The organism is Chitinophaga sp. (genome assembly GCF_035538455.1).
Lineage (GTDB): Bacteria > Bacteroidota > Bacteroidia > Chitinophagales > Chitinophagaceae > Chitinophaga.
The window spans coordinates 11879-29749 of sequence record NZ_DATLKJ010000083.1; the positions used below are offsets into that span (position 1 = coordinate 11879).

The window sequence follows — 17871 nt, forward strand, 5'->3', positions numbered from 1 at the left end:
CTGCAATATTTATGATTTAACGAGTTGAAGTCTTTCGGGATCCCAGTGGATGATCTTGTTGTCGAAATAGCTTTCGTTGCAAAGCAATGCCGGAGCCGCAGCGCGGAAGCCGAAAGTAGGATCTTCAGCCACTTTGCCACCTGTGCGCATCGCATTGAAGAGGTTGTAGAAGTGATCGAAGTGAGCGCCTTTATAACCTTCTTCCGCCACATACTCCATCTTATCCGGCGAAAGCATTTCCTTACGGTGATAGGTATACGCTTTCCCTGGATCTGCAGCCGCTTTGGTTTGCAACAGCGGATCGTTGGCATCAGCATTATTCTTGTTCTTGTACAGTGTCACTTTATCCCACTCTACAGTCATAGAGCCTTCACTGCCCACCATACGCAGATAGTTGGTACCACCGGTGCCATCAACAAAGTTCACACGGAGCGACAAATTAAATGCAGGATGGATCGCTGTTTCAGGATAATCGAACATACCAAGCATAACATCGGGTACTTCCCTGCCGTCTTTCCAGTAACGAAGACCACCAGTAGCCATGATCTTGTTAGGGCCGATAGAACCGGTTACGAGATGCAGACTGGAGAACAGGTGAACGAACAGGTCACCGGAAACGCCGGTACCATAATCCCGGTAATTACGCCAGCGGAAAAAGCGCAGTGGATCAAAAGCACGTTTAGGCGCGTTTTTCAGATATGCATCCCAGTCAACTGTTTTAAGAGAAGCATCAGCCGGGATAGGATATTGCCATGCACCGGTGGGCGACATACGGGCCCAGAAACCCTCTGCATAGTTCAGTTTACCGATAGCACCATCTTTCAACAACTGACGGGCCTTTTCATTTCCGAGGGAGCTCATACCCTGGCTACCCACCTGGTATACTACTTTGGAATTTCTTTTCTGGGCCTCTACCACTGCCGGACCTTCTGTAATATCATGTACCATTGGCTTTTCGCAGTATACGGATTTGCCTTTGTTCATGGCCGCCACTGAAATATCCTTGTGCCAGAAGTCAGGTACTGCGATGATCACCGCATCAATATCACTGCGTTCAAGAATTTCATTATAGTTGCGTGTGGTAAAGATGTCCTTGCCCCATTTCTTTTTTGCGTCCTCCAAACGGCCGTCGTAGAGGTCACATGCGGCTACGAGTTTCACTCCGGGTACGGTAATGGCCGTGTTGGCATCAGCTGTACCCATGCCTCCGGCGCCAATCAGCGCCACCTGGATTTGGTCGTTGGCACTGTATTTTTCATTCAGTCGTGATAGTGATTGGATGTTCCTCTTTCTATCAGCAGCTGTGATGATACCGGGTAGCAGGGAAGCTCCCACTACGCCCTTCGCAAGCTTACTGATAAAGTCCCTGCGTGATTTTTCGTTGGAATTTACTGGCATGATTACCCCCTTTAGGTTGATTAAAATAATAAGGTTTAATTGTCAATGAGTTTGTTAAAATAAAAACTATTACCAATAAAACATAATTTCCACGCGGGCGCTAAAATAATTTAGCCCCGTAAACCGGCTGCAAATACCGGTCCACGGGGCTGAAATTCCTGTTATATCAGGCTGGATTAGTATCCGGGATTGTTAGGATTGAGTTTGCTGTTGAGGTCGATCTCCGACTGAGGCACAGGCAGCAGCATGAGCCTGGCATTCCAGGTTCTGGGCTGAGCCACCACACCAGCGGGATCCAGTACGTCTTTCATTACTTTGTCCGCAATGTTCCAACGGCGGATGTCCATGTAGCGCTGTCCTTCCAGGGCCAGTTCTATCCTGCGCTCCTGGCGGATAGCAGCGCGCATGGCGTCTTTAGTACCATATTTGGCAGGGTCCAGGGCGGGCATACCGGCCCTGTCCCGTACCTTATTAACAGCATCAAACACAGATGCATCAGGGCCGCTCAGCTCATTCTTAGCCTCAGCGTAAGTAAGGAGTACTTCCGCATAACGGATAATCACGTGGTTAGCGAAGTTATCAATCTGCGCCTTCCATGACTCAGGATCTACAAATTTCCTGAAGTTATAGCCGGTAGGCGATGTATTGTTGCCCCCCTTCTGCCAGAAGAATTTATAACCCTGCTTAACACCATTCCACTCAGCTGATTCAAAGAGAACGGATGCATAAAAACGTGGATCACGGTTCCTGTACTCAGCTACATATGCGATGGAGTCTGCCGGTTTCCTGTTTTTTGTCCATGCATCATAATACTGTTTCCTGGTGGCAGTAGCCAGCGGTGTAATATTATCACCTGTAACATAGCTCTGGTAAGCATCTACCAGATCCTGGGTGGGCGCTACAGAGCTCCATCCGCCAAGATCATCAGACAAAAGATAGGTATTCACATACCAGGTCACCTTCATCTTTACATGCTGACGGTCAAAGATCACTTCGCTGTTGTTGTTATTTACAGCCCAGAAAAGTTTTTCATAGCTGCGTAAACCCAGCCTGAACTTATTTTCATCAGCCGCATCTTTGAAGTCAACCAGTCTTTTATAATCATCCAGCTTATCATCAGCAGATTCAGCATCCGCCTTATACAAACGATAGCCAGGGATCTGCATCACCTGCTGGGCATCATTCAATGCTCCTTGCCAGTCATTTTTAAATAAATGGAAACGGGAAGAAATAGCCAAAGCAGCGCCTTTGGTTGCACGCCCAATATCAGAGCTGGAAGAATAACGCTCAGGCAGTACTTTTACAACATCCGCCAGTTCCTGGAAAACAAACTGCCACACTTTATCCTTATTATCCCTTGCTGTCAGCGCTTCTTCGGGAGTAGCCAGTACTTTGGTAATCAGCTGTACGTCGCCAAATTTGCAAATAAGGTTACCGTAGAAAAACGCTCGCAGGAAACGAGCTTCCGCTTTACAACGTTCTTTCAGGTCATCGGCCATTTTCACTTTATCGATATTGTCCAGTACCGCATTTGCTTTCCGGATACCTTGATAAGCTGTAGCCCAACCATCATTGGTAGATGTGGTCACCGCACCCTGCGCAACAGCTGTTGCGTTACTTTCCCAGGGATACTGTGCTACCGCATTATCTGTGGCACCATCATCATAATAACTGTTTTCATTGTCCATCAGCACAGCTATCCCATCAGATGCCGCTCCCATATGCCCATATACAGCGTTCAATGCGTTCAATGCATCCTTTTCTGTTTTCCAGAAGGTACCTTCTTCTATCTTTCCTTCTGGCAACCTTTCCAGGAAGTCTTTACCACAGCCGGTCCAGATAAGACTGGTGGATAAGGCTGCAGCTATAATCAATTGCTTTTTCATGATCTTTTCTTTTGCAGCAGTTTTAGAATTTAACGTTAACACCTATTGCCCAGGTTTTGATACCAGGATATCCACCACGGCCAGAGCCCATTTCAGGATCGTAGTCCGTCATACGCTTATCAAACATGAAGGTAAACGGGTTGTTGGCTGCTACATAAAGGCGTGCAGAATGCATCGCCGCTTTCTTCGAAATAGAAGCAGGCAGTGTGTAACCCAATGTGATAGCACGGATACGGAAGTAATCTCCACTGAACAGCCAGAAGGAAGAGTTTTCTTTTACGTTCTGGTTATTCTTGTCCCCAATCAGGATACGCGGATAAGGTGCATTGGGATTAGGATTATCCTTGGTCCAACGTTCGAGATGATAAGGCTTGGCAGCGCCGCCGTTAAAGAAGGCAAAGGATGCCTCATTAGCCCAGTATGTTTTTACCTGTGCTACGCCATAGGTCAGTACATTCAGGTCAAACCCTTTATAGGCCGCGCTAAGGTTCACACCATAGTTCAGCCAGGGTACATCATTACCCAATACACGGCGGTCATCAGCATTAATCACACCATTGCCGTCCACATCCACATACTTAATATCACCTGGTTTGGTCTGGGAATATAATTTGGGATACTTATTCTTTTCGTCTTCCTCAGTATATAATCCATCCGTAACATATCCATAGAAGGAACCTACGGACTCACCCACTTTCTCTATATAATAACCACTTACACGTTTATCATTTGTACCTAGATTAAGGATCTTATTATTAATCTTGGATAGATTCACTGTTACGTTGTAGGTAAAGTCCTTACCGATCTTATTGGAATGTGAAAGGATCACTTCTATACCTTTGTTCTGCGTAGAACCCGCATTGATGCGGGCAGGGTCCTGAAGACCGAATGCGCCTGCTGTCTTACTATCCAACAGGATACCTTCAGTACGTTTCACGAAATAGTCAACAGAGATATCAAATAACCCTTTCAGAATGGTAGCGTCCAATCCTACATTGGTCATATATACTTTTTCCCATGTAGTAGCCCTGTTAGAAGCTGCCTTCTGATAAATACTGGTTACTGTAGTTCCATTAAATCCGTAATCAATATTATTGATCAGGAAGTTGTAGTAGTTACCCGGTGCTACTGCACTTTCATTACCTAATATTCCCCAGGAACCTCTCAGTTTCAGATTGTTTATCCAGGAAACATTCTTCATAAATTCCTCCTCTGAAATACGCCATGCTGCTGACACAGAAGGGAATTGAGCCAAGCGGTGATCAGGATGGAAACGGGAAGAAAGATCGAAGCGCATATTGGCTTCAAACAGGTATTTATCAGCAAAGGAATAATTTAAACGCCCAAAATAAGAACGAATAGCCCATGCTTCAGAATAGGAGCCATTGGCATTCTGTGCAGAAGTTCCGTCAGGTGACAAGGCTGTCCAGTTATCGCCGGTGCTTACAAAATCTCCGCCTCCGTTACCGGCGCCAACAGAGCCCAGGTTGTTGGTTGGGAAGTCCAGACGACCGGCATAAATATCACGGTATACATTGCTTTCTTCAGAAGCACCCAACATCACACGTGCATTATGCTTGTTGAAAGTCTTTTCATACTCTGCATAAGCCTGCAACAGCATAGTCTGGCGCTGGCCCCATTTCTCCTGCATTTCGTTCAGTACTACAGATGTATTGGCAATGGGTTGTTTGGTATCGAAATTCAGTACAGGGTCCTGCGTATTCCAGAACCTGTTGGCAGTGCGGTTATCCAGCTTCAAGGATGCGAGACCTTTAACCGTAAATCCCTTCAGTGGTGTGAGTGTACCATTGATACCGCCAGTGAAAGAGTTCGCCTTATCCCAGTTACGGCCACCTTCATATACATTCCTCAGCTGGTTGTCGTTCACCATCGTCGCACCTACCCCTTTACCAGCCATAATACTACCCCAGCTGCCATCAGACTGACGTGCCACGTAAATAGAAGGAGTCCTGTTCAAAGATGTCCAGTTCAATTCTCCTCCGTTATTGATTAAATCATTTTTAGTGAGCGCAATGTTAGTTCCGATGTTGAGAATCGGTAATACCTGAGAGGAAGTATTGAGACGCATGGTGTACCTGTTCTGCGCTTTGGTAGGCATCAGCGACTGCTGACCCATGTAGCCCAGGCTCAGGTAGTAGGTAGTGTTTTTGGAGTTACCGGTAACACCTACCTGTATGTCTTTATAGGCGGGATTCTTACGTAATACTTCCTTGTACCAGTCAGTATTGGGATAGTGGTCAGGATCACTGCCATCCTGGAATTTCTTTAATTGTTCTGCAGTGTATAGTGGAGTACCACCGGCATTCACCAGACCTTCGTTGTAAAGCATAGCGAAATCATGTGAGTTCACATACTTCGGCGTTCTGGTGGGAGATGAAATACCATAACTGGCATTCACATCAATCATCATCTTACCTTCCTTACCACGTTTAGTGTTGATGAGAATAACGCCATTGGCTGCACGGGAACCATAGATAGAGGCAGAAGCCGCATCTTTCAGTACAGACATGCTCTCAATATCGTTAGGGTTGAGTGATGCCATATCATTGCCTGTAGAAGGAATACCGTCGATAATGATCATAGGACCGGGGCTTTGCAGATTGGTGCGCCCACGAACGGTGATCGTAGAGTTACTGGCCTCTTTGCCCACATCACCAGGTCTGTTCAATACGGTAACACCGGGAGCCATACCCTGTAACGCATTCTGCACGGATGTCACCGGGCGTGATGTCAGCTTCTCTGCGCTGATGGTAGCTACAGATCCGGTGAGGTTCACCTTCTTCTGTGTACCGTAACCCACTACCACCACCTCGTTCAGGCCTTTGGTATCTTCCTGGAGTACCACGTCAATGGTAGTACGATTGTTCACCGCTACCTGTTGCTGTACATATCCAACAAAGCTGAATACCAATGTAGCATTGTCCGGCGCTTCCAGCTGAAAGGCGCCGTCAGGTGATGTAACAGCGCCGCGGGTAGTGCCGGCTACCTGCACGCTTACGCCAGGCAGCGGATTCCCTTTGGGGTCTGTTACTTTACCCTTCACTTTTATATTCTGAATAGTGGCACTGGCGGGACCTATTACAATCAGTTCCTTGTCCAGCGCTTTGAAAGTAAGATCAGTATTGCGTAACACTTTACTCAATACAACGTCCAGCGGCTGATCCTTCACGTCGAGTGAAATAAATTCATCGTTGGGAAGTATATCATTGCTGTATACGAAGCGCACATGACCTTGCGCCTCAATAACCTGCAGCACCTTTGCCAGGTGCATGCGTTTAGTGCTCAATGTAATTTTAGTTTGTGACCATGCTGTGGCAGAAACCTGCAAACAGGCGGTCAGCACAAATGCAGCTGTTAGCTTCATAGTTCGTAGAACAAAGGTAAGCGGCATTCCGAGCGGTATTTTCCCATACCCGGAAAGTCTGTGTTTTTTCATACTTTTAGGTTGTTAGAGGTCAATAAAACGGCAATAGCTTCCCGATCCAGCAAAGAGAAGGAGCTGAATATGCCAGTTGATCTTTGGTAGGGGGAAATGTGCCAGCATTTCCCTTTTTTCAATTAGTTCACTGTGTTAGCTGTCCATTTTTGTTCAGTTGATTTATTTATCGATCATTAACGTGTCATTACTGATATGATAATTGAAAGGTGCTGACAGTTGTAACGCCATTATTACGCGTGACAGTGATTCGTCGCGGAACGTGCCTGTAAACCTTATAGTTTTTATAGCTTCATTATTAAACACTACATTGACCCCGTACCAACGTTGCAGTTGCTGTGCAATCGTTTCAAATGGTTGATCAAAGAAGGCAAGCCTGTGCTCTTTCCAGGCTACCTCTGCATAGCTGCTGTCAGCGGTAAACATTCTCGCCGGCGCAATGCTGTAATTTGCTGTATCAGTTATATTGTGCTGCTTTACTGATTTTATTTTCTCTACCTCTCTGTGCTCCGGGCTGCTGAGTGTCACCAGCTTCTGGCTGGGCGCCAGCTGTACTGTCCTGTTCTTTTCATTCTTCAGTACAATGGCCACTTTACCTGTTACCAGTGTAGCCTCAGCAGTGGCGTCGCTGGCATATGCTTTTACGTTCAGCGAAGTACCTAGTACATTTATATCCATAGCAGTTGTATGGATGATGAAAGGCTCTCCCGCCCGCTGAGCCACATCAAAGAAAGCTTCGCCATCCAACATTACCTCTCTGCTCTTACCCGGCTGCCAGTTGTTGTACTGCAACCTGCTGCTGGCATTTAGCCATACCCGTGAGCCATCCGGCAAGGTGAGCTGCCTTACGTTACCGGTGCTGGTAGCCAGTTGCAGCTTATATGGCCTGTTGAGCAAACCAATAGTATACCACGTCCCTCCTGCAATTGCAGCAATAACCACCGCAGCAGCCACTTTCTTCCACCAGCGAAACATTTTCACCACTTTCACTGACGCCGTTACACTCATCCTGGCTCTCACTTCTGCCCAGATCATTTCCTGCTCAACAGTTTCGCGTTCACCACCATCCAATAAGTTTCCGGCCGGCATAAAAGCCAGTGATTCGTACCAATCGTCCAGCTGTTGCTGTTCTTCAGCCAGCAGGGAGGTGCTGCTTTGCTTCATCAGCAAAGCCTGGATATTTTCCGGTAAATGATCCGGCATTTCTTTTTTCATAGCGTCCGTGATAGTTTGTCGATTTAATAGGATAAGTGTACCAGAAAAGATTTAACTTTTTTTTAAAATCCGGTGGGTTACGGGTTTCACAAGGTCTTATCCAATCTTTTGCGGATTCTTTTCAGTGCAATGCTGATCTGGTTGCGTACTGTCTGATGTGATAATGATAGTTTCTGTGCAATCTCCACAGCGTTCAGGTTGTGATCGCGACTAAGCACAAATACCTCCTGCATTTTGGCTGGCATCTGTCTGATCTCTTCTTCCACCAGAATATTCAGCTGGCGGTAATACAATTGTTCACTTACTTCTGTATATGAAAGTTCATCTTCTCCAAGAAGACTGTCATAGTATTTACTACGCACGGTTTTAAGACGGTAAAAATCGATGATCTTATACCGTAATGATGAATAAAGGTACTGTAGAAGGGTTTCCTTTAGTACCAGGGCATGCCTGGACTTCCACAAAGAGAAAAATATCTCCTGTACAATATCTCTTACTTCCTCTACAGTGGCCAGTTTACGGGTGGCCTGCTGATAAAGGACCTTCCAGTATCTTTCATAAACTTCCCTGAAAGCGCCTTCGTCATCCTCTTTTATCAGCTTCACGAGTTCGGGATCAGTTAAGTGCTTCACTCCGTTTTCTCTTTTAAGATAATTATGCAACGCCACGCGTGCAGCCTCCGGCGTTAGACATTATGCTGCTACTGGCTGTTACTGGTGCTCAACAGCTTCTTATACTTTGTGTTGTCGTGTAGTATATTAATTGCTTCATTCACATCCTTATCCCAGGCCAGCGATCTGGTAATGCGGCCCTGCTGGGAATAATAACGGTTGGTGATCTCTTCCTCCAACAGCCGTCTTATTTCTTCTTTGTTCTTCAGCAGATCCTGTTTTTTGTCGTGCTTCATTTTCTGTTCCAGTGCTTCGAGGTCTTTGGCTACAGCATCGTAGTATTTTTCTTTCTTCGCAGTTGATTTGAATGTTTCCAGCGCATCTTCACTGCGTGTTTTATAACTAAAGTCTTTATTGTCGAGATAGCGTTCAAACTCGTTGAAGTCTTCGTCACTGAGTGTAAACTCAGCGGCAGGAGCCACCTTAGGGTGATTATAATAATAACTTGTAGCGAAGTCGAATATATATTGCTTTCTCATCAGCGTAATCGCTACCTGGCTGAGATAAGAGGGCGCCACTTTCACATCAGGCTCAATACCACCGCCGTCTTTAACCGCGCGGCCGCCTTGTGTTTTAAATGATTTGCGAAGAGAATCTGGTACATAGTCCACGCTGCCGTCATCATTACGGTGAGAATAATCGATAGCCTGTATACAGCGTCCGCTTGGGGTATAATATTTGGCTGTGGTCACTTTCAGCTTGGTGTTATAAGGCAGCTGACGGGTGGTTTGCACCAGGCCCTTGCCATAGGAACGTTGACCAATAACCACACCACGGTCCAGGTCCTGTACAGCGCCCGCCACTATTTCAGATGCAGATGCAGAAGAATGATTAGTGAGTACAGCAAGCGGAATATGCATATCCGCAGGTGCTTCAGTGGTTTCGTAGTTACGGTCCCAGTTCTTTACTTTACCTTTTGTACTTACTATCAACTTGCCTTTATCCACGAAAATGCCGGCCACTACTACTGCTTCATCCAGTAATCCACCAGGATTGCCCCGCAGATCAAGGATTACGCCTTTCATATTAGGATTTCCTTGTTTCAATTGCAGAAAAGCATTGCGCACCATGGCGCCGCTGTTTTCCGTAAACTGTGTCATTCGGATATAACCAATATCACGCAGCATTCCGGAATAATTTACTGCTTTTACGTTGATCTCTTCCCTTACTATTTTTCTTGGCGTTTCCGCACCGGTAACAGGGTGGCGGAATATTATATCCAGCGAGGTACCTGGCGCGCCTTTCAGCATCCGGCTGATCTCATCCTGTGCTACACTCTTCAGTGGCTTGCCGTCCATGGAAACGATAATATCTCCAGGCTTTACACCGGCTTTATCCATGGGGCTGCCCGCATAAACATCTGTGATCGTAGTCCAGTCACCATTTTTATTGATAGAAGCACCCACGCCGCCGTATTTACCGGTAGCCATGAATTTCAAGTCATCCAGATTTTCTTCGGTAACGAAATCTGTGAAGGGATCTGTTTCTTCAAGAATGGCCTCAATACCTTTGTGAATCACTTTTTCCGGGGGCAGATCATCCACGTAATAAGTATTAAGCTCACGGTAGAAGGCCGCGAATATATCCAGGTTCTTGGCGATCTGGAAGTATTTGTCATTCTCATTGAAAGCAAAGATACCTCCGGCAGTTATCAGCAATAACAAGACTGCTAACAGTTTCCTTCTTCTATTAAAAAACACACGCATGCGAAGAGTGTATAAGATGAATGATATTAATAGCTGGCAATAGTCTCCTGGTATCAGGGAACAGGATCATACCCGTGTCCGCCCCAGGGATGGCAAGACAAGATACGCTTTATAGTGAGATAGCCACCCTTAAAGAGCCCATATTTCTTAAATGCCTCCAGTCCGTATTGAGAGCATGTAGGTGTATAACGGCACTTACTACCCAGCAAAGGCGATATGAACCATTGATAAATCTTAATCAGGAAAATAAAAGGATAACCTAACCATCTGACAACACGAAGCATATAAAAGCATTTAGGTTTCAGCCCGGATAAATATTTAGGTGTTTTTTTATTTAGGTATTTAGGTATTTGAAATGCAGCGGAGATGAACGATTGTTGAACAAAATATTATCTCCGCTGCATTTCAAATACCTAAATACCTAAATAAAAAAACACCTAAATATTTATCAGCTTCCCTAAAATTACCGAAATTTTGTCTTGCAGGGTAGTAAAGTCCTGTATTTTTTTATCTGTGTAGATGAGGAAAACCGCCATTCGGCGCGATTCTGCGTGAAGATGATCATACAGCTCCTGCTTTCGCAGGCGCCAGGCTTCACGGCTGAGGCGTTTGATGCGGTTGCGGTCAGTTGCGTTGGGGAAACGGCGGGAAGAAACACTGAACCCAACCTGCACAGGGAATTTATTTACCGGCAGCTCCTTTACGGGCAGGTAAACCACACGGTACGGAAAAACAGAAAACGCTTTCCCTTCTCGAAAAAGCGTTTCAATAAGTTTTCTGCTTTTTAACCTTTCTTCTTTTCTGAAAGAATAAGTCTTTATGGCAAATAGTATTTAGCTACTAATTATTTCAGCTTACGCTCGTCAGAAACAGTCAGCTTCTTACGACCTTTTGCTCTACGGGAAGCCAGTACCTTACGGCCGTTAGCAGTTTCCATTCTCTTTCTGAAGCCGTGAACGCTCTTTCTGCGTCTGTTATGCGGTTGAAAAGTACGTTTCATTTCTTTTTTGTTTTTACCTGTACTATACTAAAACACTCCCGTTTGAGAGGTATACTGTTTTTTAAAACGGAAGGCAAAGGTAGCAGAAAATATTTAAAAAGTAAAATTAATCTCTAAAATCTTAAATGTAAAAGTGGAACCCAGCAGCACCAGGTTCCACTTTCAATATTAAAAAAGATAATTATTTAATACCCAGTTTGGTTTTTACAGATGGCAGCAGGTCATCTGATGCAGGAGAAACCAGCAGCAAACCAGCAGAACTGTCTATTACATAGTTGTAACCTTTTTCTTTGGCTACATCTTCAATAGCTTTACGTGCCTTATCATAGATAGGCTTCAGCAGTTCCTGCTGTTTAGCCTGTACTTTCTGCTCAGCCTGGTCACGGTAATCCTGGATACGTTTCTGTGCGTCCTGGATTTCACGGCCTTTGATCTCTTTCATATTCTCAGTCATGCTGGCCGCTTTCTCGTCAAATTCCTTCATTTTTTTAGTGTACTCATCAACCAGGGCTTTACCATCACCTTCCAGTCCCTGAGCAAAAGTTTGCAGATCAGTTTCTGCTTTTTTAGCTTCCGGCATTGCTGTAACCAGCGCCTGAGCATTGATATGCGCTATTTTGGATTGCGCCATTGCATTCGCACTGAACAAACCTGTAACCGCCACAAAAGCAATAATTACGTACTTCTTCATGATGTTGTCTGTGTTTAAAAAAAATTTAATTCTTATCAGTTATAGTTAAAATAGGTGCCGATTATTTTTTAACGCCCATTGATCTCAGGATCTCTTCACTCTTGTCCAGCTTGGGATCAGAAAAGATAACAGTAGCTCCGCCGGATTTATCCAGTACAAAATCGTACATCCTGCTGGCAGAAAGCTTCTGCACAGCATTGTAAACCTTATCCTGGATCGGCTTCACCAGTTCTTCCCTTTTCTTGAAAAGATCTCCTTCGTAGCCAAAACGCTTCTTCTGCAAATCCTTCGCCGCTTTTTCCTTTACTACGATCTCGTCTTCCCGCTTACGTTTCAGCTCTTCTGTAAGCATTACCTGTTCGGCCTGGTAAGACTTATACATTTTATCTACTTCCTGGAACTTCACATCAATCTCCTTCTGCCATTGCTCCGCCACTGCATCCAGTTTCTTCTGCGCATCCTTGTATTCAGGGATGCTCTCAAGAATATATTTCGTATCTATCACACAATAACGCTGGGCATTTGCTGCACCTGCTATGCTCAATGCGAGAGCTGCTGTAATAAATAGTTTCTTCATGCTACAATGATTTTTGCTGTGACCGGTATCCCGGTTAGTCTTGCAATATATAAATTTATTTCACATTATTCCGGTTCAAAGCCCAGCATGAATGTAAACTTAGCGGCATCTTTCAGACCTCCACCCGGACGCAGACGGTCAAATCCTATACCATAATCAAATCCAAGCAGACCAAACATCGGCAGGTAGAAGCGCATACCTATACCAGCAGAACGACGCAGCCTGAAAGGGTTGTATTCGCCGAAGTCCTTATAACCGTTGGCTGCTTCCACAAACGCCAGTCCAAATATAGTGGAGCTCGGGTTCAGACTGAACGGATAACGCAGCTCCATTACATATTTGTTAAATACGGTAAAGCCTTCATAACCAATAGGCTGACCGCTTTCCGGATTTATCCTCGGATCGGAGTCATAATACACCGGATAACCCCTCTGTGAAATGATATCACGGTCATAGATCGCGAAGTTACTCAGACCATCGCCACCCAGCTCAAACCTTCCGAATGGAGACAATCTTGTACGGTTGTTGTATCTGCCGATGTAACCAAACTTAGCGGCTACCTTCAATACAAACATCTTGTTATCACTGCCTTTCGGACGGCTCAACGGCACATACCATTCAGCATTGAAGCGGTATTTCTGGTATTCGATAAAGTTAAACTGTTGGGAAACCGGCTCCTTCGTATAATCCTTGCCCGGGCTGAACAATGAGTACGGAGGCGTATACTGTGCAGAAAGCATAAAGTTGGAACCACTGCGCGGGAAGATCTGCTGATCAACAGACGAGCGGGCCAGCGTCAGTTTCAGGTTGATGTTATTGGATGTACCATTATCAAAGCCCTGAATCCCGAAGTAGTTATAATTCTTCAGCTTATACTGCTGATAGTTCACGGAATAAATAAGTGTGAAGAAGTCATCCGGCCATTTCAGCTGCTTACCCAGTGATACGGAAGCACCAAGTACTTTAAAGTGACCGTCGCGCAGCGTGGTGGTATCCCATGCCGGTCTGTAATAGTTCTGATATGCATATGGGTTCTGATAGCTGCTGTAGAAGCTTACAGAAAACTGGTTCCTCTTCTTCCCGCCAAGCCAGGGCTCTGTGAAGGAGAAGTTGTAGGAACGATACGCCTTACCGTTAGAGGATACACGAACAGAGAGTTTCTGGCCGTCACCGCTTGGCAGCGGATCCCAGGTCTCTTTCCTGAAGATATTACGTAAGGAGAAGTTATTAAATGTTACGCCAAGTGTACCGGTAAGACCGATGTAACCACCCCAGCCAGCAGATAGCTCCAGCTGGTCGTTGGCTTTCTCTTCTACAGTATAATCAATATCCACCGTTCCGTCCTGCACGTTAGGCACCGGGTTCATCCCAATTTTTTCAGGGTTGAAGAAGCCCAGGTTGGCAATCTCACGGTTCGAACGGATCAGATCCTGACGGCTGAACTTCTCACCGGGAATAGTACGCAGCTCACGACGGATAACGTGCTCATTGGTCTTTTCATTACCAGCTATACGTACTTCCTTGATAGTAGCCTGCGGACCTTCGCGCAACCTGATCTCATAGTCGATGGTATCTCCGCGGATACCTATTTCCACCGGATCAATCTGGAAGAACAGGTAACCATAGTCCATGTAGTAGCCGCTGATGTCGCCACCTTCCGGAGACATCTGCTTACCCAGTCTTTTTTCCAGCAACTCCAGGTTATACACATCCCCCTTTTTGATTCCGAGGAGGCGCGTCAGTACGGAGTCACTGTAACGGGTATTACCTTTCCAGGTAATATCACCGAAATAGTATTTTTTACCTTCAGAGATCTGCATATCGATATTCAGATTCTGATTGGAGGATTTGTAGGTAGTGTCTCTGGTAATTAACGCGTCCCTGAAGCCTTTACTGTTGTAGTAGCCGATTACTTTACCCTTATCTTCAATGTATTTTGTTTCATTGAATTTGGCAGAACTGAACAGCTTGAAACGGAAATAGGGATCCAGCTTATCCAACGCCCTGGTAGGCTGAAGGAAACCATAGGTTTTCCAGAACTCGTCGGGTTGTGCCAGCGAGTCTACATATACATGTTCGTTGGAAGGATGTAAAGTGAGGCGGGTACGCTCTTTCGTACCTTTCATTCTCTTCTTTAGCTTGGAATCAGCAATGCTGTAGTTCCCAACGATGTTAATATCATCAATGCGGACTTTATTTCCTTTGCTGACATTGAATATCAGGAAAACGGAGTTTACCAGTCCCGTATCTTTACGTTCATCGATCTTTACCGTGGCATTTCCAAAACCCTTGTCAGCATAGAACTTATGAACTACGCCTATTACGTTCTGTTTTACCGCCTGGGTAGCCACGCTACCTTTACGGAGACCCGCTTTGGTAGTGATGTCATCTGCTTCAGATTTTTTGATTCCTCTGAAAACAAAGCCAGACATGCGGGGCATTTCAATAAGGCCTATTTCAAGCCATATTTTGTTGCCATCAATTTTTGTTACATAAATCGTAACGTCTGCGAAAAGGCGTTGAGACCAGAGGCTTTGTATAGCTTTGGTGAACTGGTCACCTCCCGGATAAACTACCTTATCGCCTACACTGAGGCCAGAAAGCGACAGCAGCAATGATTTATCGAGGTACTGAGTACCAACTACGGTTATTTCGGCAATTTCGTACTGTTGTGGAGCACCCATGCTAAGCGGAGACACAACTGGCGAATTAGCTGGTGGCTGCACAGGTGGAACGGTATCTTTCTGCTGAGCGGATACACGTATGCCTGCGCTGCAACATAATGCTATAGCCAGGAGACCCTTAGGAAATAATTTCTTCATTCTGCTGAATTTGTTCGCTTGTTTTGCCAAAGCGCCTTTCTCTGGTTTGATAGTTTAAGATGGCTTGGTAAAGATGTTCTGTGCGGAAATCCGGCCAGCGGGTTTCTGTAAAATACAGTTCCGCATAAGCCAGCTGGTATAACAGGAAGTTACTGATCCTGCATTCTCCACTGGTACGTATCATTAGTTCCGGGTCCGGCAGACCTTTGGTACAGAGATAACTTTCCCATATTTCGGGCGTTACGCCTGCCGGGTCGAGCTTCCCATTTTTAACGTCCTGTGCTATTTTCTGGGCCGCATTCACGATTTCCCACCTGGCGCTATAGCTAAGGGCCATTATAAGATTAAGCCCCGTATTGTGGCTTGTAAGAGCTATGGCCTCTTCCATTTCCTGCTGACATTGGGGGGGCAGCATATCCATATCACCGATAACACTCAGCCTGATATTGTTCTTGGATAAGGTATTTACCTCCTTACGGACAGTATTCACCAGCAATTCCATAATACCGTTCACTTCATAAACCGGGCGGTCCCAGTTTTCTGTAGAAAACGCATACAGGGTCAGGTAACCGATTCCAAGTTCTGCACAGGTCTCCACGATGGTGCGCACACTTTCCACCCCCTCATGGTGCCCGTACAGTCTGTCTTGTCCCCGTTCCTTTGCCCAACGGCCATTCCCGTCCATAATGATGGCAATGTGGCGCGGTAACCGTTGTAAGTCCAATTTATCCTTCAAGCTCATTTGTGTCAGGCGTATTATGTCAGATGATACAGATTGATTAAAAGGTTTACTAAAAGTGTGCAAAGATACAAAAATAGAGTAATGACTTTTTCAGCAAAATATAAGTGGGGGTTTTAACGTAGTTTTAACAGCGAATTCAATACCAGTGGGGCTTTGGAGAAATTTCAACGATACGGTAAGGCGATCCGGAGGTACAAAATGCCTGCCCGTAGACAGGCGACTGAAAGGAACCTAAAATTTACAGTTATAGGAGGTAAACAGTATACTCAGTGTGAGCTCAATCGTCACAAACTGGTCCTTGTCGCGGCTATTACCCCGCTGACGCCCAGGTACACCCAGGGGATCACCAGTTACATAAGACCTGTCCTGCAACAACCCGGCCACGGTAGACTTACCATTAGGCAATGGCGGAAAAGCCGCAATGCCCGCATAAGTGGTGCTTACGTCATCCAGATAATCTGTACGGGTAAAACGGTAAAGTGCTTCGAGACCTATATTTACTTTTCTTGATATATTATACTTGAATCCGCCACCAATAAGGAATGCATAAGACACCAGGCTATATGGCTTGCGATCCGGATAAAGAGCCGTTCCCTGCCCTTCGGTACGCTGCGGCTGCAGGTAATATTTCACCCCATCGAGATACGCATAGGGATTAAAATGAAAGATACTGGCCCCGCCAGTAAGATATGGAGAGAACCGGTAAAACTGACTGCCTGGTTCAAACCGGAAGAAATTAAAATCACCCTGAAGCGCCAATTCAAACACATTGGTGTTAAAACTGAGGTTGCGGCGGCGCTCAAATTCATTTTTATTATAAGCATCCGAATAGCCCAGCTGCATGAAACGCGCATGCGCCCTTACACCAACATAATCATTCATATATTTCCTGTAATATACGCCTATAGATGGCTTCAGGGCATTCAATGCGCCCCTGGTGTTGAGATCACCAAAATAATGGGCGCCACCAATAGAAATCCCCAACTCTCCTACATATTGCAGCTCATTCTGCGCTGCTACCCTGCCAGTAAACAGACAACCTGTTACTAACAGTAACGATAACAAGAAGTATTTAGGATATTGACGAGGTATCAGCATAAATCAGTTCTACTTAAACGCAATAATGCCGGATTTATTTAATGTGTGACTGATCATTATGCTACTCGATAGGGGAAACACACTATTCACAGGCATAAATGATTTTGCAATCAACTGGCAATACATTTGTAAATGTAACAATATATCCAATAATTAAATATAATTCATCATATTTTAATCATATTCCTCGCATCAATTCCCCATAGCAGCTTGTTTCTGAGCGTATGTAGGAAATTGCTGTCGTCCAGGCGCAACAGACTTAATTTAAACACCTCTTTCTTAATCGCCAGCTGTATGGTATTGTCAATGGTCTCCATACGGCTGTCCAGAGTGCAGAGGAATTGATCGCTGCGCCCCTCTACTTCAAAAGAGATGACATTGTCATTAGGTACAACAATCGGTCTTACGTTCAGGTTGTGTGGGGCCACAGGTGTAATCACAAAACTACCTGCATCCGGAAATACAATAGGGCCACCGCAGCTAAGAGAGTAACCCGTAGAACCGGTTGGCGTAGACACAATCAGCCCATCTGCCCAGTATGTATTCAGGAATTCTCCATTCAGGTAAGTATGGATTTTCACCATCGCTGAGGTGTCCTTCTTATGGAT

At 45.4% G+C, this 17871-nt stretch carries 15 protein-coding genes; all 15 read right to left on the bottom strand.

From position 1 onward, the window contains the following. Positions 1–9 precede the first annotated feature (9 nt). The gene (locus VM802_RS09490; protein ID WP_325529674.1) at positions 10–1398 is read right to left on the bottom strand and encodes a Gfo/Idh/MocA family protein; all 1389 of its coding nucleotides are present in this window, start codon (positions 1396–1398) and stop codon (positions 10–12) included. A 176-nt stretch (positions 1399–1574) separates the two neighbouring features. After that, positions 1575–3284 carry a RagB/SusD family nutrient uptake outer membrane protein gene (locus tag VM802_RS09495; RefSeq protein WP_325529676.1) on the bottom strand — a complete coding sequence of 570 codons (1710 nt, stop codon included), beginning with the start codon at positions 3282–3284 and terminating at the stop codon, positions 1575–1577. A 22-nt stretch (positions 3285–3306) separates the two neighbouring features. Continuing rightward, positions 3307–6741 (bottom strand): TonB-dependent receptor, encoded by a 3435-nt coding sequence (locus VM802_RS09500; protein WP_325529678.1) that lies wholly within the window; start codon positions 6739–6741, stop codon positions 3307–3309. 162 nt (positions 6742–6903) lie between these two features. Further along, positions 6904–7956 carry a FecR family protein gene (locus VM802_RS09505; RefSeq protein WP_325529680.1) on the bottom strand — a complete coding sequence of 351 codons (1053 nt, stop codon included), beginning with the start codon at positions 7954–7956 and terminating at the stop codon, positions 6904–6906. Positions 7957–8042: 86 nt separating this feature from the next. Continuing rightward, entirely contained in the window at positions 8043–8588 is a 546-nt protein-coding gene (locus tag VM802_RS09510; RefSeq protein ID WP_325529682.1) for an RNA polymerase sigma factor, read from the bottom strand. A gap of 68 nt (positions 8589–8656) precedes the next feature. Next, positions 8657–10333, bottom strand: coding sequence for a S41 family peptidase (locus tag VM802_RS09515; protein ID WP_325529684.1), 1677 nt, complete (start codon positions 10331–10333; stop codon positions 8657–8659). 53 nt (positions 10334–10386) lie between these two features. Then, positions 10387–10617 (bottom strand): membrane protein insertion efficiency factor YidD, encoded by a 231-nt coding sequence (gene yidD, locus VM802_RS09520; protein ID WP_325529686.1) that lies wholly within the window; start codon positions 10615–10617, stop codon positions 10387–10389. A gap of 153 nt (positions 10618–10770) precedes the next feature. Further along, complete coding sequence (locus VM802_RS09525) at positions 10771–11166, bottom strand: ribonuclease P protein component (RefSeq protein WP_325529724.1); 396 nt, start codon at positions 11164–11166, stop codon at positions 10771–10773. Between the two features lie 11 nt (positions 11167–11177). Then, positions 11178–11333 (bottom strand): 50S ribosomal protein L34, encoded by a 156-nt coding sequence (gene rpmH, locus VM802_RS09530; protein WP_012788729.1) that lies wholly within the window; start codon positions 11331–11333, stop codon positions 11178–11180. Positions 11334–11514: 181 nt separating this feature from the next. Beyond that, on the bottom strand, positions 11515–12024 hold the full coding sequence (locus tag VM802_RS09535) for an OmpH/Skp family outer membrane protein (protein ID WP_325529714.1): 510 nt from the start codon (positions 12022–12024) through the stop codon (positions 11515–11517). Positions 12025–12085: 61 nt separating this feature from the next. After that, entirely contained in the window at positions 12086–12601 is a 516-nt protein-coding gene (locus VM802_RS09540; protein WP_325529716.1) for an OmpH/Skp family outer membrane protein, read from the bottom strand. A 65-nt stretch (positions 12602–12666) separates the two neighbouring features. Continuing rightward, positions 12667–15423 carry a BamA/OMP85 family outer membrane protein gene (locus VM802_RS09545; protein WP_325529718.1) on the bottom strand — a complete coding sequence of 919 codons (2757 nt, stop codon included), beginning with the start codon at positions 15421–15423 and terminating at the stop codon, positions 12667–12669. Beyond that, the gene (gene uppS, locus VM802_RS09550) at positions 15404–16165 is read right to left on the bottom strand and encodes an undecaprenyl pyrophosphate synthase (protein ID WP_325529720.1); all 762 of its coding nucleotides are present in this window, start codon (positions 16163–16165) and stop codon (positions 15404–15406) included. The genes VM802_RS09545 and uppS overlap by 20 nt, the downstream gene beginning before the upstream one ends. A gap of 231 nt (positions 16166–16396) precedes the next feature. Continuing rightward, positions 16397–17263 carry a type IX secretion system protein PorG gene (porG, locus tag VM802_RS09555; protein WP_325529722.1) on the bottom strand — a complete coding sequence of 289 codons (867 nt, stop codon included), beginning with the start codon at positions 17261–17263 and terminating at the stop codon, positions 16397–16399. A 167-nt stretch (positions 17264–17430) separates the two neighbouring features. Then, positions 17431–17871: NAD(+)/NADH kinase (locus VM802_RS09560; RefSeq protein WP_524537094.1), on the bottom strand; the 441-nt coding region annotated here is incomplete at its 5' end.